18 protein-coding genes and 1 pseudogene are annotated in these 20,145 nt (G+C 72.3%); 10 read left to right on the top strand and 9 right to left on the bottom strand.

Annotation, left to right across the window (positions count from 1 at the left end; all coding sequences use genetic code 11):
• The first annotated feature begins 6 nt into the window (after positions 1-6).
• The 7 genes and pseudogenes from AC3YO9_RS09875 to AC3YO9_RS09905 all read left to right on the top strand — a co-directional run bounded on the left by AC3YO9_RS09875 (position 7) and on the right by AC3YO9_RS09905 (position 4,707).
• Entirely contained in the window at positions 7-510 is a 504-nt protein-coding gene (locus AC3YO9_RS09875) for a MaoC family dehydratase (RefSeq protein ID WP_489983013.1), read from the top strand.
• Between the two features lie 20 nt (positions 511-530).
• Entirely contained in the window at positions 531-986 is a 456-nt protein-coding gene (locus AC3YO9_RS09880) for a MaoC/PaaZ C-terminal domain-containing protein (RefSeq protein WP_489983014.1), read from the top strand.
• Positions 986-2,188: a thiolase family protein gene (locus AC3YO9_RS09885; protein WP_127783173.1), complete on the top strand. Its 1,203-nt coding sequence runs from the start codon at positions 986-988 to the stop codon at positions 2,186-2,188. The genes AC3YO9_RS09880 and AC3YO9_RS09885 overlap by 1 nt, the downstream gene beginning before the upstream one ends.
• 3 nt (positions 2,189-2,191) lie before the next feature.
• Positions 2,192-2,659: a Zn-ribbon domain-containing OB-fold protein gene (locus AC3YO9_RS09890; RefSeq protein WP_489983015.1), complete on the top strand. Its 468-nt coding sequence runs from the start codon at positions 2,192-2,194 to the stop codon at positions 2,657-2,659.
• 245 nt (positions 2,660-2,904) lie between these two features.
• Positions 2,905-3,879, top strand: a pseudogene (locus AC3YO9_RS09895) (DUF222 domain-containing protein); the annotation flags it as partial.
• A gap of 1 nt (position 3,880) precedes the next feature.
• A complete protein-coding gene (locus AC3YO9_RS09900; protein WP_489983456.1) occupies positions 3,881-4,177 on the top strand; it encodes an HNH endonuclease signature motif containing protein in 297 nt (98 codons plus the stop codon).
• Complete coding sequence (locus AC3YO9_RS09905; RefSeq protein WP_489983016.1) at positions 4,174-4,707, top strand: hypothetical protein; 534 nt, start codon at positions 4,174-4,176, stop codon at positions 4,705-4,707. The genes AC3YO9_RS09900 and AC3YO9_RS09905 overlap by 4 nt, the downstream gene beginning before the upstream one ends.
• On the opposite strand, the gene AC3YO9_RS09910 is transcribed toward AC3YO9_RS09905, so the two are convergent.
• The 3 genes from AC3YO9_RS09910 to AC3YO9_RS09920 form a co-directional block, all read right to left on the bottom strand.
• Positions 4,704-5,270: a hypothetical protein gene (locus tag AC3YO9_RS09910; protein ID WP_489983017.1), complete on the bottom strand. Its 567-nt coding sequence runs from the start codon at positions 5,268-5,270 to the stop codon at positions 4,704-4,706. The two genes, AC3YO9_RS09905 and AC3YO9_RS09910, sit on opposite strands and share 4 nt — an antisense overlap.
• Before the next feature lie 206 nt (positions 5,271-5,476).
• Positions 5,477-7,162: an FAD-dependent oxidoreductase gene (locus AC3YO9_RS09915; protein WP_489983018.1), complete on the bottom strand. Its 1,686-nt coding sequence runs from the start codon at positions 7,160-7,162 to the stop codon at positions 5,477-5,479.
• 57 nt (positions 7,163-7,219) lie between these two features.
• Positions 7,220-8,131 carry an AurF N-oxygenase family protein gene (locus tag AC3YO9_RS09920; protein ID WP_127783168.1) on the bottom strand — a complete coding sequence of 304 codons (912 nt, stop codon included), beginning with the start codon at positions 8,129-8,131 and terminating at the stop codon, positions 7,220-7,222.
• A 256-nt stretch (positions 8,132-8,387) separates the two neighbouring features.
• Here AC3YO9_RS09920 and AC3YO9_RS09925 point away from each other — a divergent pair, with 256 nt between their 5' ends.
• Positions 8,388-9,881: a UDP-N-acetylmuramoyl-L-alanyl-D-glutamate--2,6-diaminopimelate ligase gene (locus AC3YO9_RS09925; RefSeq protein ID WP_489983457.1), complete on the top strand. Its 1,494-nt coding sequence runs from the start codon at positions 8,388-8,390 to the stop codon at positions 9,879-9,881.
• On the opposite strand, the gene AC3YO9_RS09930 is transcribed toward AC3YO9_RS09925, so the two are convergent.
• From AC3YO9_RS09930 to AC3YO9_RS09945, 4 genes are all read right to left on the bottom strand, one after another.
• Positions 9,878-11,659: a choline/carnitine O-acyltransferase gene (locus AC3YO9_RS09930; protein WP_489983019.1), complete on the bottom strand. Its 1,782-nt coding sequence runs from the start codon at positions 11,657-11,659 to the stop codon at positions 9,878-9,880. The two genes, AC3YO9_RS09925 and AC3YO9_RS09930, sit on opposite strands and share 4 nt — an antisense overlap.
• 3 nt (positions 11,660-11,662) lie before the next feature.
• Entirely contained in the window at positions 11,663-12,532 is an 870-nt protein-coding gene (locus tag AC3YO9_RS09935) for a HalD/BesD family halogenase (protein ID WP_127783166.1), read from the bottom strand.
• Between the two features lie 97 nt (positions 12,533-12,629).
• On the bottom strand, positions 12,630-14,231 hold the full coding sequence (locus AC3YO9_RS09940; RefSeq protein WP_489983020.1) for a flavin-containing monooxygenase: 1,602 nt from the start codon (positions 14,229-14,231) through the stop codon (positions 12,630-12,632).
• Positions 14,231-15,205: an alpha/beta hydrolase gene (locus AC3YO9_RS09945; RefSeq protein ID WP_489983021.1), complete on the bottom strand. Its 975-nt coding sequence runs from the start codon at positions 15,203-15,205 to the stop codon at positions 14,231-14,233. Before AC3YO9_RS09945 ends, AC3YO9_RS09940 begins: the two co-directional genes overlap by 1 nt.
• A gap of 212 nt (positions 15,206-15,417) precedes the next feature.
• On the opposite strand from AC3YO9_RS09945, the gene AC3YO9_RS09950 reads away from it, so the two are divergent.
• Positions 15,418-17,157 (top strand): N-acyl-D-amino-acid deacylase family protein, encoded by a 1,740-nt coding sequence (locus tag AC3YO9_RS09950; protein WP_489983022.1) that lies wholly within the window; start codon positions 15,418-15,420, stop codon positions 17,155-17,157.
• A complete protein-coding gene (locus AC3YO9_RS09955; RefSeq protein ID WP_489983023.1) occupies positions 17,154-17,888 on the top strand; it encodes an SDR family NAD(P)-dependent oxidoreductase in 735 nt (244 codons plus the stop codon). Before AC3YO9_RS09950 ends, AC3YO9_RS09955 begins: the two co-directional genes overlap by 4 nt.
• A gap of 73 nt (positions 17,889-17,961) precedes the next feature.
• Here AC3YO9_RS09955 and AC3YO9_RS09960 read toward each other — a convergent pair whose 3' ends face one another.
• Together AC3YO9_RS09960 and AC3YO9_RS09965 are read right to left on the bottom strand one after the other, a co-directional pair.
• Complete coding sequence (locus tag AC3YO9_RS09960) at positions 17,962-18,516, bottom strand: TetR/AcrR family transcriptional regulator (protein ID WP_489983024.1); 555 nt, start codon at positions 18,514-18,516, stop codon at positions 17,962-17,964.
• Positions 18,513-20,012 carry an MFS transporter gene (locus AC3YO9_RS09965; RefSeq protein ID WP_489983025.1) on the bottom strand — a complete coding sequence of 500 codons (1,500 nt, stop codon included), beginning with the start codon at positions 20,010-20,012 and terminating at the stop codon, positions 18,513-18,515. The genes AC3YO9_RS09960 and AC3YO9_RS09965 overlap by 4 nt, the downstream gene beginning before the upstream one ends.
• Positions 20,013-20,145: the final 133 nt, after the last annotated feature.

The raw sequence follows: 20,145 nt of genomic DNA on the forward strand, positions 1-20,145 counted from the left end.
CAGCACATGTCAGAGCACGATTCGTTGATCCCCGACGAGGTGGCCGCCCGCGTGGGCACCGTCGCCTCCACCGCCACCGGAGCCGTGGTGCGCCGCGACTGGCAGCGCTGGGCCGTGGCGGTCAAGGACCAGAACCCGCTGTACTTCGACGCTGAGCACGCCCGCGCCAACGGGTACGCCGACGTCATCTGCCCGCCGCTGTACGTGCAGTACGCCATCCTCGGCGTCACGCCCATCGAGACCCTGCGCGTGGACGGCTCCTCCGGAGCGGCCTCGGGCAACCTGGCCTTCCCGAGGTGCCCCAAGCGGATGGCCGGCGGGGAGAACACCACCTTCCTGCGGCCCTGCTACGACGGCGACGTCATCACCAGCGTCCGCACCATCGACTCCATCGTGGAGAAGGCCGGGCGCTCGGGTCGCTTCGTCCTGGTCACCTGGAAGACCACCTACACCAACCAGCGCGCCGAGCTGGTGGCCGAGGCCACCACGTCCATGATCGCGCGCCCGTGAGCACAGCAGAGGTGAACCCCATGGCAGACGCCCCGTCCCAGCTCTTCTTCGAGGACGTCGAGGTGGGCACCGTGGTGCCACCGCTGTCCGTGACCGTCGACCCGCTGCAGATGTTCCTGTTCAGCGCCGCCACCTACAACGGCCACCGCATCCACTACGACCGCAGCTGGGCGGTGGACAAGGAGGGCTACTCCGACATCGTGGTGCAGGGTCCGCTGCAGGCGGCGCTGCTGGCCCGTGCGGTCACCGACTGGATCGGTGGCGCCGGGACGCTGGTCACCTACGCGGTGCAGAACCGGGCGTCGGCGTTCCCGGGGGAGGAGCTGGTGTTCACCGGCACCGTCACTGGACTGGGCGAGTCCTCCGGCGGGCGGGGCGTGGTGGAGCTGAGCATCCAGGGGCTGCGCGGCGACGAGGTGCTCATGCCGGGAACTGCCACCGTGTCGCTGCCGCTGCGCGCCGGGACGGGCTCCTGATGGCGGGGCTGCGCGGCGAGGCGGCCATCGTCGGCATCTGCGAGCTGCCGGCGCAGAAGAAGCAGACCCGGCCGGCGATGTTCACCCTGGAGCAGTACGCACTGCTGGCCAAGATGGCGGTGGACGACGCGGGCATCGACGCCTCGCTGGTCAACGGCATCGTGGCGCACGGGCTGGCGGAGTCGGACATGTTCGTGCCGGCCACGCTGTCGGAGTACCTGGGTCTGCCGCTGAACTTCGGTGAGCGCGTCGACCTGGGTGGGGCCACCTCGGCCGGCATGGTGTGGCGCGCGGCGGCGGCGGTGGAGCTGGGCCTGTGCGAGGCGGTGCTGGTGATCGTGCCGGGCTCGCTGATGCTGCCGCGCTCGAGCACCCGGCCGGGCAAGGACCCCGGCTACTTCGGCGCCTCCAGCAACAACTTCGGCTCGCCCCAGGCGGAGTTCGAGATCCCCTACGGCAACCTCGGGCAGAACGCGCCCTACGCCCAGATCGCGCAGCGCTACGCCGCGGAGTTCGGCTACGACGCCGAGGCCACCGCCAAGATCGCGGTGGACCAGCGCACCAACGCCTGCGCGCACCCGGACGCGGTGTTCCACGGCAAGCCCATCACCGTGGCCGACGTGCTGGCCAGCCCGATGATCGCCGACCCCATCCACATGCTCGAGGTGGTGATGCGGGTGCAGGGCGGGTGCGGGGTGATCGTGGCCAACGCCGACGTCGCCGCCCGCAGCAAGAACCGTCCGGTGTGGATCAAGGGCTTCGGCGAGCACCTGTCGTTCAAGACGCCCACCTACGCCGAGGACATGGTCCGCACGCCCATCGCCAAGGCCGCCGACATGGCGTTCACCATGGCCGGGCTGGACCGCTCTGCCGTGGACGTGGCATCGATCTACGACTGCTACACCATCACCGTGCTGATGAGCCTGGAGGACGCCGGCTTCTGCCCCAAGGGCACCGGCATGGAGTGGGTGCGCAACCACGACCTCACCTTCCGGGGCGACTTCCCGGTGAACACCGCCGGTGGGCAGCTGTCCTTCGGCCAGGCCGGCATGGCCGGCGGGATGCACCACGTGGTGGACGGCGCCCGCCAGGTGATGGGCCGGGCCGCGGCCGCGCAGGTGAACGACTGCAACACCGCGTTCGTCACCGGCAACGGCGGAATCATGAGCGAGCAGGTCGCTCTCGTGCTGCAGGGAGACTGAGTCATGACAAGCACTGCCGTTCCCGACGCCCAGGGCGACCGCGTTCCCGACGGGCCGGTGAAGCCGCTGCCGGAGCCCACCCCGGTGTCGGCGCCGTTCTGGGACAGCCTGCGCCAGGGCACCATTCGCATCCAGTACTCGCCGTCGGCGCAGCGCTACGTGTTCTACCCGCGGCTGCTGGCGCCAGGCACGCTCGCCGACGACCTGGAGTGGCGGGAGATCAGCGGGCTGGGCACGCTCTACACCTTCACGGTGGCCGACCGTCCGACGGCGCCTCCGTGGGCCGGAGACCTGCCACAGCTGCTGGCCGTGGTGGAGTGGGACGAGGGCCCGCGGCTGAGCACCGAGCTGGTGGACGTCGATCCGGCGGACATCCACGTGGGCATGCGGGTGAAGCCGGTGTTCTGCGACGTGCCGCCGAGCCCGGGTGCGCCGGAGGGCATCACGCTGCTCAGGTACACCAAGGCCTGAGGCTGGGCCAGGTCGCGAGCAGGTAGGGGCGAGCCCGGTGGGCCGCCCGGCAGGACGTGCACGGCCGGATCCAGCTCGGCGGGCGCCACTGTCGCTGGTCAACCTAGTCGGGCGAGATCGCACGAGCTCCGGAAGTTGTCGGGGGTCGCTCGTACTATTCGAACATGAGTTCGAGTGGTGCAGCGGTGGCAGTGGAGGACCTCCCCGACGAGGTCGCCCTCCTGCTGGCCGAGCACGCCGCGGTGATGGGGCGACTGCAGCAGGTTCCGCTGGCCGGGCTGTCGGATGCTGGGGTGCTCACGGTGGTGCGCGAGGTGGAGCGGGTGCACCGGATGAAGCCGACGGTGGATCATCGGTTGATCGTGGAGATGGAGTGCCGTTCCTTAGCCACGGTGTTCCTGGCGCGGGGCACGGCGGGGTTGTTGTCGGAGCTGCTGCACCTGGACGTGCAGGAGGCCCGCGCTCGTGTCCGCGCAGCGGAGGTTCGTGGTCCGCGGACGTCCTTTACCGGGGAGGATCTCGGTCCGCTGCAGCCCGCTACGGCCGCAGCCGAAGCCGCTGGTGAGATCTCGCCGCGCCACGCCGAGATCGTCGCCAAGACGATGCACGACCTACCCGCCTCGCTGGACGCCGAGACTGTTGGTCTGGCCGAGCAGACTCTGGCCGCGCAGGCTTGTGCGTTGCGCCCGTCGGAGCTGGCGAAGGCGGCGGAGCGGCTGGTGGCCTACCTCGATCCCGACGGCCGTGAGACCTCTGACGTGGACCGGGCGCGGCGGCGGGGTTTCACCATCGGCCGGCAGCGCCCGGACGGGATGAGCCGCATCAGTGGTGAGCTGGATCCGATGACGCGAGCGCTGGTGGACGCGGCGTTCTCCGCCGCTGCGCGGCCGGTCACCGAGGACGGGGTGGCGGACCCGCGCAGTGCCGCCCAGCGCAACCACGACGCGCTGGCCACGCTGTGCCGCAACGCGCTGGCGGGCGGTGAGCTGCCCAGCAACCGCGGATTACCGGCGACGGTGGTGGTCACCATGGGGCTGGCCGACCTGGAGCGCCGGGCGGGTACCGCCTCCACCGCCTCAGGTGGCACCGTGCCGGTGCGTGACCTGCTCCGCATGGCCGCCGACGCGAAGTGGCTGCCCTGCGTGCTCGACTCCGCCGGACAAGTCCTCCACCTCGGCACCGGGCAACGCCTGGCCTCCCCGGCGCAACGGTTGGCCCTGTATGCCCGCGACCGTGGCTGCACGCGACCCGGCTGTGAGATGCCCCGCCCAGTGGACCCAAGTCCACCACCTCACCGAGTGGCAACACGGCGGACCGACAGACCTGCAGAACCTGGCCCTGGTGTGCCCGTTCGACCACCGGCTCATCACCCACGAAGGCTTCACCGTCCGTATGGGCACTCACGGCCGCATCGAGTGGATCGCGCCCAGACACCTCGACCCCGACCAGCAACCCAGGCTGAACCCGATCCACCACCCACCCGACCTGACTCACCCACCCGAAGGACGTGACCCATGACCCCCACCCACGAGCCAGCCCCGGCCGACCAGACGATGGCCGCCATCACCGATGCTGTCCAGCTGGGGTTCGCCGGCGATCCGGATGCTGCCCGCGCCGCTCTCGCCGCAATCTGGGCGGAAGTGGGCCCGGGCGGTGACCCGCTGCACCGGTGCACGCTGGCCCACTACCTGGCCGACCTGCACGACGACCTTGCCGAGGCGCTCGTGTGGGACGTCCGCGCCCTCGACGCCGCCGACAGCCTCACCAACGCCCGTGCCCAGCAGCACCACGCCTCCCTCGACGTTCGCGGCTTCTACCCCTCGCTGCACCTCAACCTCGCCGACAACTTCCGCCGGCTCGGCTCGTTCGGCGCGGCCCAGCGTGAGCTGATGGCAGCTCGCGAACGACTGGACGCACTGCCCGACGACGGCTACGGCGCGACGATCCGATCTGCCCTCGACGGCGTGGAGGTTGCGGTGCAGGCGCGGTCCACGGGGCGCAGAGTGTCAGCGCCAGACGGAGCGGGGGAGAAGCAGGGACGGGGCTAGCTCCGGCTTTCTGCCTGGGCTGTCCAGTCACGGTCGGTGCACCCGAGAACCTCGAACACCTGACGGTAGCGTCGCGGCTGCAGCCAGGCGGCGCGGGCGAAGACCACCGCGCCGAGCAGCCACACAGTCGCCGACAGCACGTGCAGGCCGGTGGGCTCAGCCACGAGCAGCGCCGCGTAGGCCACACCCAGTACCGTCCATACGACGGCGAGGAGGCGCTGCGCCCGCAGGAGGCGTTGCTGGTAGCTGGTGTAGCGACGAGCCAGCTCCCGCTGGGTGTAGGTGTCGGTGGGGGCTCGGCCGGCCTCTACCTGGCGACGCACGACGTCGAGCTGGTCGAGGTCGCCGACGAAGCCGATGGCGTCGGCCAGCTTGGCCCGTCTGCGGTGTGCCGTGAGCTGCCCGGCACCCCCGATCACTGCACCTACCGCCATCCACAGCACAGCCCGGTCCGCGGGACCCGTGGCGAGGCCGCAACCCGCACCCAGCGCCGCGCCCCCGACCACCGAGCACAACACCCGCACCCACAGCGGCAGCCCGGCATACCGCTCAGTGACGCTCACCCACCCAGTGAACACGACAAATGCCTTGTACCGCAGCATTTCTGGAACATCGGACCATCGCGGAGGGGGCCTTGCCACCCGCATCTACCCACCGTCGTCGGGGCACCCCAGCGGGCGTCGCCGTGCCGGTGGACGACGCCACGCCCCAGCTGATCCTGCCTGCGCTGGTGCCAGCTGATCCAGCACCACCTGGAGAGCCGGCCGAACTAGCGGCGCAGCGGCTTCTTGACCGCAGCCAACAGCTCCTCGGTGCTGGCCAGCTTGACCCGCGGCCGACCCACCTTGGCACCGAGCTCGCGCTCAGCCTGGTCGATGGCCAGCGCCTGTTGGCGGGTGATCACCTGCGGCTGCCGCTGGCGCACCAGCCGGGCGAACGCCCTGGCGGAGCTGCGCGGGGACGGCAGCGCACCGGCAGCAGCGTCGTCGATGATGGAGTCCACCGTCTCCTCCGCGCAGGTGCGGTTGGCGCCGATGCCACCGGAGGGTCCGCGCTTGATCCAGCCCACCACGTAGGTGCCGTCCAGTCGAGCACCCCCGGGGGAGTCCAGCACCCGCCCGGCCTCGTGCGGCACGGTGGCGGTCGTGGAGTCGAACGGCAGCCCCGGCAGCGGGCGGCCGCGGTAGCCGGTGGAGCGCAGCACCAGCCCGGTGGGCAGCTCGTCCCGGTCGCCGGTCGCCGTCACCGCCACCTGGCCGTCCCGCTCCTCCAGGATGTTGCGGCTCAGCGCGATTCCCTCGACGCGGTCGTCCCCGGTGAGCTCCAGCGGCGACGACAGGAAGCGGAACACGATGCGCTTGCCTGCCGGCGGCGGTGACTGCCAGTCGACCTCCTCGGCGTCGACGTCGCTGAACAGCGCCGTCTTGCTGCCCGGCGCGGCCGCAGCCACGTCGTCGGCGGTGACCGTGGTGGAGTCGAGCACCAGCCGCACGCCGGGCAGGTGCTTGAGCGCGAGCAGCTCGGGGCGGGTGAACGCCGCCTGCTCGGGACCGCGGCGCGCGATGAGCACCACCTCGCGGATGTTGCTGGCGCGCAGCGCCTCCAGCGCGTGGTCGGCGATGTCGGTGCGGGCCAGATCCTCGGGGTCCGACGCCAGGATCCGCGCCACGTCCAGCGCCACGTTGCCGTTGCCGACGATCACGGCCCGCTCGGCGGAGAGGTCGATCGGGGTGTTCGACACGGTGGGGTGCGCATCGGGGTATGCGTTGTACCAGGCCACGAACGCGGTGGCGGAGATGCTGCCCGCCAGGTCCTCGCCGGGCACGCCCAGCGGGTTGTCGGCCGCGGCGCCCACCCCGTAGACCACGGCGTGGTGGTGCGCCGCCAGCTCCTCGTGGCTGACGTGCGTACCCACCTCCACGTTGAGGTGCATCTGCAGGCGCGGGTGCTGGAACAGGCTGGCGAAGCTGTCGCCGATCTTCTTGGTGGACGGGTGGTCGGGTGCGACGCCGAAGCGGACGAGCCCGCCGGGCACCGGCTGACGGTCGATCATGGTGACGTTGGCGCCGATGCGCAGCAGCGACTCGGCGGCGTAGCAGGCGGCCGGTCCGGTGCCCACCACGGCGACCCGAGCGGGGCCCTCCGGGGTGCGCGGCAGCGATCGGGGGAACCGCGGCGCCGACCACTCGTTGTCGGTCGGCCGGTCGGCGTAGTACTGCTGGTTCAGCTCGGCGAACACCGTGTCGCGGCCCATGAGCCGGTCGACCGGGAAGATCGCGTCCACCGGGCAGGCGTCGGCGCAGGCCCCGCAGTCGATGCAGGTCTGCGGGTCGACGTAGAGCATCTCCGTGGTCCCGAAGTCAGGCTCTTCGGGAGTGGGGTGGATGCAGTTGACCGGGCACACCGACACGCAGGTGGCGTCGTTGCAGCAGGTCTGGGTGATCGCGTAGGCCATGGCCGGTGGAGGTCCCTGTGTGTGAGGTCCGGAGAGACGGAAGGTGGGTGGCTCGGCTCAGAGCATGTTGGCGCGCTGGTAGATGCGCATGGCCGGGCGGCTGAGCAGCCCGCACTGGGCGAGGAAGTCCATCAGGTGGGCGCAGCTGGACCGCATCATCGCCTTGTGGTGCTCGTTGTTCTTGGCCTCGCGCACCGCGCGGTCGGTGTCCAGCCCCGCCGCGGCGTAGACGCCCTTGTTCACCATGTTGGAGACGATGACGTAGGCGGCGATGGCGATGACCAGGCTGCTGGTGCGGCGGCGCGTGGCGCTCGCACCCTCCATCTGCTCGCGGATCTCCTGGCGGGCGAACTTCATGTGCCGGGACTCCTCGACGACGTGGATCTTGCTCGTCGTCCGGACCATCGGCAGCACGTTCTCCCCGCGCATCCAGTCACGCTGCATGACGTCGAGGACCTCCTCGGCCACCAGGATCCCGCCGTAGGCGACCTCGGCGTTGGCCACGCTCTTGAAGGCGCGGCCCAGCTCCACGCTCAGGCGGGTGGGGAAGTAGGACGAGGCGCCCATCTTCTCGCAGGCCCGGGCGAACATGATGGAGTGCCGGCACTCGTCGGCGATCTCGGTGAGGGCGAACTGGAAGTCCGAGCGCGCGGTGTCGGTGACGTACATGTCCCGCAGCACCATCTGCTGCAGGATCATCTCGAACCAGATGCCGGTGCTCATGATCGAGCACACCTCGTGGCGAGTGAGCGTGATGCGCTGCTCCTCGGTCATCTCGTCCCACAGCGCCGTCCCGTAGAGGGTGCTCCACTCCGGGTTGAGGCCGTGCAGCGTGGGGTCCAGCGGGGACTCCCAGTCGACCTCCTCGGCGGGGTCGTAGGACAGGGCCGCGGCCGACTCCAGGAGCCTGCGGGACACGTCCTCGTCGGCAGTGGTGCGCTGGTCGGTGATGGCCGGTGCGGTGGTCATGTCTTCCCCCTGGGGAGTCTGGTTGGTCGCGTCGTAGATTGTGTCAATGACCGTTGGTGAGATTGACGGTAACAGTAACTCACGCCACGTTCCACCCCCCTGGCGGAAATTCTCACCTGGCGGTGTGCGCTCGCTCGTGCTCGTCCCACCGACCGGGACCAGCTCAGCCGACGATGCGCGTTGTGCCCGTGGGAGTGTCACGATGAACCGTGACTTCTGGCTGGCAGTGGACTTCTGGCTGGCAGCGTCGGTGCCGATGACTCGCCCCCCTGCGGCCCCCGCTGCGCTGGGCCGCACCGTGTGCGACGTCGCAGCCCACCTGGGCCTCGCCGCCACGGGGACGACCAGGGAGCTCGCTCGGTCGGTCACCGGCGTCAGCGACGACTCCCGGACGGTCACCGCCGGAGACCTCTACGTGGCACTGCCGGGCGAGCGGGAGCACGGGCTCACCTTCGAGGCCGAGGCGGCGGCCCGCGGTGCGGTGGCCGTGCTCAGCGACCGGCCCGCCACGGCCCTGCCCTCCCTCGTCGTGGCCGATCCCCGTCGTCACGTCGGCCCGCTGGCCGCCTGGATCCACGACCACCCCTCCGCCCGGCTGGACGTCTACGGCGTCACCGGGACCAACGGCAAGACCAGTGCCACCTACCTGGTTGACGCGGGCCTGTCCGGTGCGGGTGTGCGCAGCGCGATGATCACCGGCATCGCGATCCGCAGCCCCGCCGGCTCCTGGCCGGCCCAGCGCACCACCCCGGAGGCGGCGGTGCTCCAGCGGCTGCTTGCCGGGTTCCGGGACGAGGGCGCGCTGGCGGCGGCCATGGAGGTCTCCTCGCACGCGGTGAGCCAGCGGCGGGTGGACGGCACCCGCTTCCGGGTGGTGGCCTTCACCAACCTGGGCCGCGACCACCTGGACTACCACCGGACCATGGAGGAGTACTACGCCGCCAAGGCCGCCCTGTTCACCCCCGAGCGGGCCGGCGCGGCCGTGGTGAACGTGGACGACCCGTACGGCCGCCGGCTCTGCGCCAGCACCGACCTGCCGGTGTGGACCCACTCGACCCGCGACCCCACGGCCGACGTGTACGCCGACGGCATCGCCTGCGACGCCGAGGGCACCCGGTTCACCGTGCACACCCCGCTCGGGCGGCTGCCCGTGTCGCTGGCGCTGCTGGGTCCGCACCAGGTGGCCAACGCGCTCACGGCGCTCACCTCGCTGGCGCTGGCGGGGGTGGACCTGCGGGGCGCGGTCCACGGGATGGAACAGCTGGCCCGCGTCCCGGGGCGGCTGGAGCGCGTCGACGTCGGGCAGCCGTTCCTGGCCCTGGTGGACTACATGCACAACAGTGCCGGGCAGCGCTCGCTGCTGCCGTTCCTGCGCTCGCTGACCACCGGCCGGCTGCTGGTCGTGCTGGGGGCCACCGGTGACCGCGACCCGGGCAAGCGCTTCCGCCTCGGTGCCACCGCCGCCGAGCTGGCCGACGTGGTGGTGGTCACCGACGAGAGCCCGCGCTCCGAGCCTGCCGACCGCGTCCGGGAGGCGGTGGCCGCCGGGGCCCGCTCGGTGCGTGGCGGCGAGCTCGTGGTGGAGCCCGACCGTCGCCGGGCCCTCGAGCAGGCCGCGGCTCGCGCCAGGCCGGGCGACGTGCTGGTGGTGGCCGGCCGCGGCGCCGACGGCCACCAGGTCTACGGCGAGCAGGTGCGTCCGTTCGACGACCGCGAGCAGCTGGCCCAGGTGCTGGACCGGCGGCGCTAGCCCCCCGCGAGCAGGGACTGCAGCTCGGGCACCACGGTGCGCAGCTGTGCGGCGAAGGCCTGCATCTGCTGGTCCACCGCCCGAGGGGTGCTCAGGTGCAGGTGGAAGCGCTCGGGCAGCAGCACGTAGCCCACGCCGATGCACCGGTCGCTGGTGGAGCCGAAGCCGAAGTACTGGGTGAACTGCGACGGCGCCGAGCTGGTGCTGAGGTAGTCCTGGCGCAGCACCACCCAGCCGGGGCTGTGGTACAGCGCCAGCGGCTCGGTGGCGCCCAGCTCCGCACCGCGACGCTGCTGGGTCAGCTGCAGCTCCCACAGGTGCTGCTCCGGGGCGAGGCCCTGCTTGCACTCCCGGGCCCGCGCGGTGTGCGCCGCCAGCGCTGCCCGCAGTGCCGCCACCCGGTCGGCCGGATCGACCGCGGGGTCGTCCATCGCCGCCACGAAGGTGAGCACCTCCGGCGTGACCACCCGCATGGCCTCGGTGCGGCCGTGCCAGAACTGCCGGGTGGCCACCGACTCGTAGGTCGATCCCACCAGCCCACGAGCGCGCTGGTGGGCCAGCTGGAAGGCCATCTGCACGAACGCGTCGGGGGAGACCCCCAGCGACTTCAGCTGCGCCGAGCCGAGGTGGTCGAAGCTCACCAGCTCGGTGGCGCAGCCGGCGGTGAAGTCGGCGAAGGACTCCGCCGCGGCCACCACCCGCTCGGCCAGCGCTGCGGTCAGCCGGACGTCCAGCGCGGCGACACCGGGCTCGCCCTCGGCCGCCGGAGCTGTCTCCGTGCCGCCCGGCGCGAGCAGCGCGTCGATGAGGCCGACCACGGTGGTGCCATCGAGGTGGGTGTGCTCGCCGTTGAGTCCCGCGGTCCCGTCGGCCGCCACGATCAGCGAGAACGACTTGTCGTACCAGCGGTTGGCGCCGCTGCCGGCCAGCAGCTGCCAGCACGCCGCGTGGGCGTCGGCCGGCGCCACGTCGTCCAGGCACAGGCAGAACAGTGCCGTCTCCACCTGGTCGAGGAACGCGGCGTTCTCCGGTGCACCCGCCAGCAGCTCGGCGCGGTCGGTGGCCCACTGGGCCCGGTCCTGGGTGGTGAGGTGGCCCAGCGCCCGGCTCGGAGGCGCCCAGTCCTGCGACTGCGCGAGCACGCGCTGCAGCCCCGCCGCCAGCTGCTCCACGGGGTAGGGCCGGTCGTGGTGGTCGAGCACCTCCAACCGGAACGCGTGGCCGCGGCTGAGCACCAGCACGTGGCGGTGCCGGGACGGGCCGGGCTCGGTGGCGCTGTAGGCGGTGCGGTCGGTGTCGTGCTCCGTGCCGGGGATGCGGGTGGCGGAGAACAGGTACTTGTTCTGCTCCATCGACTGCACCTGGTCGCGCTCGCGCACCGGGGCCACCGCCTCGGCGTCCAGGCGCTGCTTGTGGTCGACCGCGGCGCGCGTGAGCGCCGCCGCCCGCTCCACCTGGCCCAGCGGGGAGTCCCCCAGCAGGAAGAAGTAGTTGGCGTTGACGGCGATGCGGTCCCGACGACCCAGGTAGCGACTCGCCCAGAACCCCTCCAGCCAGCCAGCCCCCTCGTCCTGCTCGCGCTGCAGCGCCGCCTGCAGCCGGTGCGCGGGGGAGCCCGGCCGCAGGAACGCCACCACCGCGGCCTGGGTCTCCGCCAGCTGCTCGGCGTCCAGCAGCGGGGCGCTCCACTGCAGCAGGCGGTCGCAGCTGTCCTGCAGGCTGGGCAGCGGGGCCCGGGGCAGGCCCTCCTCGGCGGCGTAGGTCGTGGTGGCGGCCACCGGTCAGTCCATCAGCTGGTCGAGCCGCACCGCGCGGCCCTCGGCGGCGAGGTGCTCGGGCAGCACCCGGCCGAACAGCTGGCGGGTGCGCGCCACCGAGCCCACCACGCCCGGTCGGGCCGAGTACGCGAAGATCGCGGAGTGCCGCTCGGTGCCGCCCCGCACCGCGGTGACCCGGTGCAGGGAGTAGCGGCCGCGGAACAGCTGCAGGTCGCCCACCCGTGGCTGCAGCCGCGACACCCGGTGCTCGCCCTCGCCGGCGAGCACGGCGGCGACGTCGGCGAGGTGCTCGTCCTCGGCGGTGCGGATGTCGGGGCAGTACTCGAAGGTGCCGCCGGCCTCGGGCGCCTGGGTGAGCATGCTGATGGCCAGCTCGTTGGTGTCGAAGTGCCACGGGTGCGAGTGGCCCTCGCTGAGCACGTTGAGCACCAGCCCGGCCAGCGGATCGGCCAGCTCGTGGATCTCCGGCAGCTCGAAGCACGCGGCGAGGAACCGTTGCAGCAGGGGGCTGGCGTAGAGGCCCTGGACGAGCAACCCCGGGTCCAGCTGGTCGCGGGCGACGAAGGCGTTGCCGCGCGGCAGGAGCACCTGCGCCGGGTGCTCCGGGGGCAGGTGGGGATCAGGCGGGGTGTTGTAGACGTTGGCCAGCTCCACGTCGTGGTGGGCCAGCGGCGCCGCCAGCGCGGACTCCGCCTGCAGCCGAGCAGTCAGCTCCGGGCGGACGAAGCCGGTGAGCACGCAGCAGCCGTCGGCGTGCAGCCGCTCGCGGGCGGCGAGCACGGCCCGGTCCCAGGCGGGGGAGTCCGGGGCGGACAACGGGTACCGATCGGTGTCCACCACCTCGTCGATCACGTCGGCATCCGCAGTGGTCATCAGCACCTCCCGCACCCGCACGGCGCGTGCTCCACGTGGAGCAGGGCCGTCCCCTGGAGGGTAGTCAGGCTGGGCCGAGGCGCCACTCCGAGCGCGGTCAGGCGGTGAGCACGAACCCCGGGTAGCCGTCGTCGGCGACCTGCTGGCACTTGTCCCGGTACAGCCCGACGCCGCCGAGGTAGGGCATGAAGACCCGCGGCTTGCCCGGCACGTTGGACCCGGTGTACCAGGAGTCGGTCTCCGGGTACAGCGTGTAGGAGGCGACCTCCTGCACGTGCTGGGTCCACTCCTGCTGGGCCTGCGGGTCGGCCTCGATGGCCGCCACGCCGTGGTCGCGCAGGTAGGCCACCGCGTCGGCGACCCACTCCACGTGCTGCTCGATGGAGACCGCCATGTTGGTGATCACCGAGGGGCTGCCCGGGCCGGTGAGGTGGAACATGTTGGGGAAGCCGGCGGTGGCCAGGCCCAGGTAGGTGATCGGGCCCGACGCCCACTCCTCCCGCAGCGTGGCACCGTCGCGGCCGGTGATGTCGATGGCCAGCAGCGGGCCGGTCATCGCGTCGAAGCCGGTGGCGAAGACCAGCGAGTCCAGCTCGTGCTCGCCGTCGGTGGTGGCGATGCCGCGCTCGGTGATCGCCACCAGCGGTGTCTCGCGCAGGTTCACCAGGGTGACGTTGTCCCGGTTGTAGGTCTCGTAGTAGCGGGTGCCCAGGCACGGCCGCTTGGTGCCGATGGCGTAGCCCTGCGGGCACAGCGCCTCCGCGACCTCCGGGTCGGTGACCGCCTCGCGGATCCGCTCGCGGACGTACTCCGCCGCGGTCTCGTTGGCGGCCCGGTCCACCATGATGTCGTGGAAGGCCTGCAGCGGGCCGCTCAGCAGGCCCAGGCGCCACCGCTCGCCGTAGCGACGCTGCCGCTCCTCGGGGGTGACCTCCAGCGCCGACGTCGGCGGGTTGGTCGGCGGGATGCCGCCGTAGGAGGAGCGGATGTTCGCCACCACGCTGGGGTAGTCGGACTTGATGGTGCTGACCTTGTCCTGGTCCGCGGGGCCGTTGAAGGCCGCGAAGGCGAAGTTGGCCGTGCGCTGGAAGACGGTGAGCTGCTCAGCCTGCTCGGCCACCAGCGGGATCACCTGGATGCCGGAGGAGCCGGTGCCGATGACGCCCACCCGCTGCCCGGTGAAGTCCACCCCCTCGTGCGGCCAGTGGGCAGTGTGGAAGGTGCGCCCGCGGAACTGCTCCAGGCCGGGGATCTCCGGCAGCTTGGCCGAGGACAGGCAGCCCACCGCGAGGATGCAGTAGCGGGCGCTGACCTGGTCGCCGTCGGAGGTGGTCACCGTCCACCGCGACGACGCCTCGTCGTAGGCGGCGGCGGTGACCTGGGTGTTGAAGGTGAAGTCGCGCCGCAGGTCGTGGCGGTCGGCCACGTGCTGCAGGTAGCGCAGGATCTCCGGCTGGGCCGAGTACTTCTCCGACCACTCCCACTCCTGCACCAGCTCGCGGTCGAAGGAGTACGCGTAGTACATGCTCTCCACGTCGCAGCGAGCGCCCGGGTAGCGGTTCCAGTACCAGGTGCCGCCCACGTCGGCCCCGGCCTCGAAGCCACGCACCGACAGCCCGAGCCCGCGCAGCTTGTGCACCATGTAGAGCCCGGAGAACCCTGCTCCCACCACGACGGCGTCGACCTCTGCTGGTGCCATCAGTGCTGCGCTCCTGTGCTCTCGGGGGTGGGGGCGGTGCCGGCCTGGTCCAGGTGCGCGCCGACCTGCTCGGCCACGAAGTCGATGGCCGCGGCGCTGCCGGGCAGCAGGTTCACCATGGTGAAGAAGCCGTGCATCTGGCCGTCGAAGCGGCGGTGGGTCACGTCCACGCCGGCCTCGGCCAGCGCGGACGCGTAGGCCTCGCCCTCGGTGCGCAGCACGTCGTGCTCGGCGGTGACCACCACCGCCGGCGCGAGCCCGGCGAGGTCGGCGGCGCGCAGCGGGGAGACGTCGGGGTGGGTGCGCTGCTCGTCGGTGACGTAGTGGTTCCAGAACCAGGCCATGGTGTGGCGGTTGAGCATCCCCTGGTTGGCCGGGTCCACGTAGGACTCGCTCTCCAGGTCGCAGTCGGTCACCGGGTACACCAGCACCTGCAGCGCCACGTCCGGTCCGCCGGCGTCGCGGGCGTGCCGGCTGACGATGGCGGCGAGGTTGCCCCCGGCGCTGTCGCCGGCCACCACCAGCGGCAGGCCGGCCGGGCCCGACCCCGCGCTGGCCAGCGTGGCGGAAGCCCACTGCAGCGCAGCCCAGGCGTCACCGACCGCGGCCGGGTAGGGGTGCTCGGGGGCCAGGCGGTAGTCCACCACCGCCACGGTGCACCCGGTGCGGGCGGCGAGCTGACGCCCGAGAACCTCGTACTCGGGCAGGCTGCCCAGCACCCAGCCACCGCCGTGGAAGTAGACGAGGACGCCGCGTGGGCGTCCGTGCGGGACCAGCACCCGGACCGCGAGGTCGCCGCCGGGGCCGGGCACCTGCTCGGTGCGAGCCTCGGCGACGTCCGGGCCGGTGCCGAACATCGGGACGAGGCCGGCCAGCTTGGTGCGGGCCTCGGCGGGGGAGAGCTCGTGCAGCGGGGGGCCGCCGGCCTGGGCCATCAGGCCGATGAAGTCGGTGGTCGCGGCGTCCAGCGCCATGGGTGGGTCCTCTCGGGTGGGGTCCCGTCGCCACGAGCCGGTCACAGGTACGGGGCGAACTATGCAATTTCGGCATAGTCGCACCAGTTCCACCAGTGGTCAAGCACTGCCGCGCCGCCGTCCGGCACCCTTGACGCGCACCAGGCGGTCTGTTCCACTGCTGCCTATGTCTAACCGGCATAGTCGAGCTAGTTGATCAGAGGAGCAGGCCAGTGTCCGAGCACGATCTCGTCATCCGAGGTGGCAGCGTCGTCGACGGCACCGGGGCGCCTGCCTTCACCGCCGACGTTGCGGTGCGCGACGGCATCGTGGTGGAGGTCGGCGCCGTCTCGGGGACCGGCCGGCAGGAGATCGACGCCGACGGCGCCGTGGTGGCGCCCGGCTTCGTGGACGTGCACACCCACTACGACGGCCAGTCCACCTGGGACGACCGGATGCAGCCCTCCTCCTGGCACGGCGTCACCACCGCCGTGATGGGCAACTGCGGTGTCGGCTTCGCCCCCGTGGTGCCCGCCGACCACGACCGGCTGATCGAGCTGATGGAGGGCGTGGAGGACATCCCCGGTGTCGCGCTGGCCGAGGGTCTGGCCTGGGACTGGCAGTCGTTCCCGGAGTACCTCGACGCGGTGGAGCGCCGCCCGCACGACATCGACCTCGCCGCGCAGGTTCCGCACGCCGCAGTGCGGGTGCGGGCCATGGGTGCCCGTGCCGCTGCGCACGAGATGGCCACCGGCGAGGAGATCGCCCTGATGGCCAAGCTGGCCGCGGAGGGCATCGAGGCCGGCGCCCTGGGCTTCAGCACCTCGCGCACGCTCAACCACAAGAGCATCTCCGGCGAGCTGACCCCCACCTACGACGCAGGCCTGGAGGAGCTCACCGCGATCGCCGCCGCCATCGGGCGCACCGGCAAGGGGGTGCTGCAGCTGGTCACCGACTGGGACGACGACCTGGGCCCGAACGCACGCCTGGTGCGCGCCATGATGGAGGCCTCCGGACGCCCCATGTCGCTGTCCCTGGCGCAGAGCACCACCAACCCGCAGAAGTTCCGGGAGATCCTCCGGCTGATCGAGCAGGTCAACGAGGACGGCTACCGGTTGCGCGCGCAGGTCGCTGCCCGCGGCATCGGGATCATCCTCGGCCTGGACTGCACCCTCAACCCCTTCATGTACAACCCGGTGTGGCAGAGCGTGTCCCACCTGCCGCTGGCGGAGCAGGCGGCCCAGATGGCGAGCTCGGACTTCCGGGCCCGGGTGCTCGCCGCGCAGTCCGGCGAGGAGAACCTCACCCGCATCGGCGGTCGCATCATCGGCAAGTTCGACCTGATGTTCGAGCTGGCCGACCCGCCGAGCTACGAGCCCGACCCGGAGGACACCGTCGCCCGCCGGGCCGCCCGCATCGGCTGCACGCCGGAGGAGCTGGCCTACGACCTCCTGGTGGCCGACCACGGCCGCGGGCTGCTCTACAGCCCGTTCGCCAACTACAACGCAGGCTCGCTGGACGCCGTCCAGGAGATGATGGCGCACCCCTACACCGTGCCCGGGCTCTCCGACGGCGGCGCCCACGTGGGCACCATCTGCGACGGCAGCTTCCCCACCACGCTGCTGCAGCACTGGGTGCGCGACCGCGACCACGGCACCTTCGAGCTGCCCTACATCGTCGCTCGGCAGTCCCGCGCCACCGCCGAGCTGGTGGGGCTGCTCGACCGCGGCCTGCTCAAGCCCGGCTACAAGGCCGACGTCAACGTCATCGACATGGCCGGCCTCCGGCTGCACAAGCCGGAGATCCGCCACGACCTGCCTGCGGGCGGGCGCCGGATGGTGCAGCGCGTGGACGGCTACCGGCACACCGTGGTCAGCGGTCAGGAGACCTACCGCGACGGTGAGGCGGTGGGGCCGCTGCCCGGGCGGCTGATCCGGGGGGCCCAGCCCGGCCCGGCTGCTCGCGCCCAGTGACCGCGGCAGCGCCACTGGTCCGACTCGAGCACAAGGTCGCCGTCATCACCGGCGCGGCCCAGGGGCAGGGGGCAGCGGAGGCCGAGCTGTTCGTCGAGCTCGGGGCCACCGTGGTGCTCACCGACGTCAACGAGTCCGCCGGCCGCGAGGTGGCGCAGCGCCTCGGGCCGTCGGCCACCTTCCTCGCCCACGACGTGACCGACAGCGCCGCCTGGCAGCGGGTGGTGCGGGAGACGGTGCAGCAGCACGGGCGGGTGGACGTGCTGGTGAACAACGCGGGGATCTACCGCAAGCAGCCGCTGGCCAGCTGGTCTGACGCCGATCTGCGGAGGCTGCTGGAGGTGAACCTGCTCGGTCCCGTGCTGGGTATGCGCGAGGTGGTGGACGCCATGCCCGACAGCGGTGGCGCCATCGTCAACGTCGCCTCCATCTCGGGGATGCGCGGGCACGGCGGAGCGCTGGCCTACGCCTCGTCCAAGTGGGGGTTGCGCGGAGCCAGTCGCTCGGCTGCACAGGAGCTGGCACCGCGGCACGTCCGGGTGAACTGCGTGTGCCCCGGCTCGGTGGACACCCCGATGGTGGACCTGGCCGTGCTGAACCTCTCGCACCTGCCGATACCGCGGGCGGGCACCACCGGGGAGGTCGCCGCGATGGTGGCGTTCCTGGCCAGCGACGCCAGCAGCTACTGCACCGGCGCCGACTTCGTGGTCGACGGCGGAGCCACCGCCTAGCCGGCCCCGCGGCCGGTCTCGGAGGTGATGGACCTGGCCGAGCAGCTCGCGGCCGAGGGCGGGACCGGGCTGCTCAGCCGTCGCGGAGGGCGGCGAGCACGGCCGTGGTCACCGCGGCCAGCTCGTCGTCCGAGGCGGCGCTGAGCGCTGGGAAGGCGCCGGAGCCCAGGCCCAGCGCGATGCCCGCGAGCGCCGCGATGGCCACCTCGGCGCGCAGGGCGGCGTCGGTGTGGCCGGCCTCGGCCAGGCGCTCGGTCAGCGGGGTGGTCAGGCGCAGCGCCAGCGTCTCCCGCGCCGCCTCCTGCACGTCCGGGTCGTCGTGCGGGCGCAGCGCCGCCTGCAGCAACGGCGCCGAGCCGGACCGGCGGATGCCGCGCAGCACCTCCGCCACCCGCCCCGGCTGCAGCAGGTCGGGCACCCCGTCCTGGGCCGAGGCCTTCAGGGTGGCGACGTACAGCGCCACCTTCCCGCCGAAGTAGCGCGCCACCAGCGCCGGGTCCACCCCGGCGCGCTCGCCGACCTCGCGCAGCGTCGTCCGGTCGTAGCCGCGCTCGCTGAACAGCTCGGCCGCCGCCCGCAGCAGCTCCTGCCTGCTCCGGGCGGAGTCGCGCTTGCGTGCCTCGCTCATGGTGTCCCCAGCCTCGCCGCGGGTGCCTCCGCGTCGGTGGGGGCTTGGGCGTCGGCGGGAGCCTGCGCGTCGGTGGGTGCCGGCGTGCGCAGCGACCGCCCGAGCAGGACGTAGCCGAGCACCCCGACCAGCACCCAAATGCCGATGCACAGCACCGCGCCCACCGAGTAGCCGCTGTTCTCCGGGTAGCGGGCGCCGGCCAGGGTGTGCGAGGCCAGCACCCCCGAGGCCAGCGCGCTGCCCATCGAGCCACCCACCGTCTTGAGCACCTGGTTGACGCCGAGCGCGCTGCCGGTCTCGTGCACCGGCACCGAGCGCACGATGAGCGCGGGCATGGCCGCGAAGGTGCAGCCGACGCCCAGGCCGGCCAGCCCCATCACCACGCACACCTGCCACACGCTGTGCCGCAGGAACAGGAACATCAGCATGGCCAGCAGGAAGAACCCCGCCCCGACGGGGATGACCAGGCGCTCGCCGACGCGGCGGCCGATCAGCACCGCCAGCCGGCTCGCCGCCACGCTGCACAGCGAGAACGGCACCAGCACCAGCGCACCCACCACCACCGACTGGCCCAGCCCGTAGCCGGTGGAGGTGGGGGACTGCACGAACAGGATGATCGTGGCCATCAGGAAGTACATGCCGACCCCGGAGATGACCGCGCTGACGTCGGCCGTGAGCACCGCGCGGTTGCGCAGCAGGCGCAGGTCGACCAACGGGTGGGCCACCCGCAGCTCCCACCATGCCCACGCTGCGCCGAGGAACACCGCCACCACGAGCAGGCCGAGCACGCGGCCGGAGAACCAGCCCCACTGCCCGCCGGTGCTCACGGCGACCAGCACCGCGGCCAGGCTCAGGCTCATCAGCGTGGCGCCGAGGACGTCCAGGCGGTGGCGGGTGCGGGTGGTGCTGGGCGGCACCACGGCGATCACGGCGACGAGCACCAGCGAGGTGGCGGCGGCGGCGCACCAGAAGGCGGCGTGGAAGCCCAGGTGCTGCGCGGCGAGCGCGGTGAGGGGGTACCCCAGTCCCACGCCGGCCGCGGTGGTCACCGACAGCGTCGCCACCGCCGACCGGGCCCGCGCCCCGGTGAGGTGGTCGCGGGCCACCGCCATGGCCAGCGGGGTGAGGCCCAGGCCCACGCCCTGCAGGGCCCGCCCCACCAGCAGCAGGGGGTAGCTGCCGGGGACGGCGGCCAGCACGCAGCCGAGCACGATCAGCGCGAGCGCACCGATGATCACGGCGCGGCGGTGCGGGCCGTCCCCGAGCCGGCCCAGGACGGGGGTGGACACCGCGCCGGCCAGCAGGGTGATGGTGAGCGACCACTGGGCACTGGGCAGTGACACCGCGTAGTCCACCGCCACCGTCGGTACCAGGGGAGCGCCCAGGCTGCTGACCACCGCCACCAGCGCCCCCAGAAAGACAAGGGCGGGAACGAGACCGGGGTGTCGCGCGGCCTCGGTCGCCTGCGGAGCGGCGGCGGTGGGGCGGGCAGGCATGGCGCTCCTCAGCAGAAGTCAACGCGTGATGTCTCCGAAGGATGACATACCTGGCCTCGGCGTCGCCGGACTGGCCCTGACCTCGCGTTGCTACCGTGCGCGGAAACACGTGCCAGCGGGGCAGGTGTGCGCG

The organism is Rhodococcus sp. Z6_132 (assembly GCF_058133635.1).

What these genes read in the sequence shown, in the direction of transcription:
- AC3YO9_RS09875 (WP_489983013.1), top strand. Translation starts at nt 7, where the DNA reads ATGTCAGAGCACGATTCGTTGATCCCCGACGAGGTGGCCGCCCGCGTG.
- AC3YO9_RS09880 (WP_489983014.1), top strand. Translation starts at nt 531, where the DNA reads ATGGCAGACGCCCCGTCCCAGCTCTTCTTCGAGGACGTCGAGGTGGGC.
- AC3YO9_RS09885 (WP_127783173.1), top strand. Translation starts at nt 986, where the DNA reads ATGGCGGGGCTGCGCGGCGAGGCGGCCATCGTCGGCATCTGCGAGCTG.
- AC3YO9_RS09890 (WP_489983015.1), top strand. Translation starts at nt 2,192, where the DNA reads ATGACAAGCACTGCCGTTCCCGACGCCCAGGGCGACCGCGTTCCCGAC.
- AC3YO9_RS09900 (WP_489983456.1), top strand. Translation starts at nt 3,881, where the DNA reads ATGCCCGCGACCGTGGCTGCACGCGACCCGGCTGTGAGATGCCCCGCC.
- AC3YO9_RS09905 (WP_489983016.1), top strand. Translation starts at nt 4,174, where the DNA reads ATGACCCCCACCCACGAGCCAGCCCCGGCCGACCAGACGATGGCCGCC.
- AC3YO9_RS09915 (WP_489983018.1), bottom strand. Translation starts at nt 7,162, where the DNA reads ATGGCCTACGCGATCACCCAGACCTGCTGCAACGACGCCACCTGCGTG.
- AC3YO9_RS09920 (WP_127783168.1), bottom strand. Translation starts at nt 8,131, where the DNA reads ATGACCACCGCACCGGCCATCACCGACCAGCGCACCACTGCCGACGAG.
- AC3YO9_RS09925 (WP_489983457.1), top strand. Translation starts at nt 8,388, where the DNA reads ATGACTCGCCCCCCTGCGGCCCCCGCTGCGCTGGGCCGCACCGTGTGC.
- AC3YO9_RS09935 (WP_127783166.1), bottom strand. Translation starts at nt 12,532, where the DNA reads ATGACCACTGCGGATGCCGACGTGATCGACGAGGTGGTGGACACCGAT.
- AC3YO9_RS09940 (WP_489983020.1), bottom strand. Translation starts at nt 14,231, where the DNA reads ATGGCACCAGCAGAGGTCGACGCCGTCGTGGTGGGAGCAGGGTTCTCC.
- AC3YO9_RS09945 (WP_489983021.1), bottom strand. Translation starts at nt 15,205, where the DNA reads ATGGCGCTGGACGCCGCGACCACCGACTTCATCGGCCTGATGGCCCAG.
- AC3YO9_RS09960 (WP_489983024.1), bottom strand. Translation starts at nt 18,516, where the DNA reads ATGAGCGAGGCACGCAAGCGCGACTCCGCCCGGAGCAGGCAGGAGCTG.
- AC3YO9_RS09965 (WP_489983025.1), bottom strand. Translation starts at nt 20,012, where the DNA reads ATGCCTGCCCGCCCCACCGCCGCCGCTCCGCAGGCGACCGAGGCCGCG.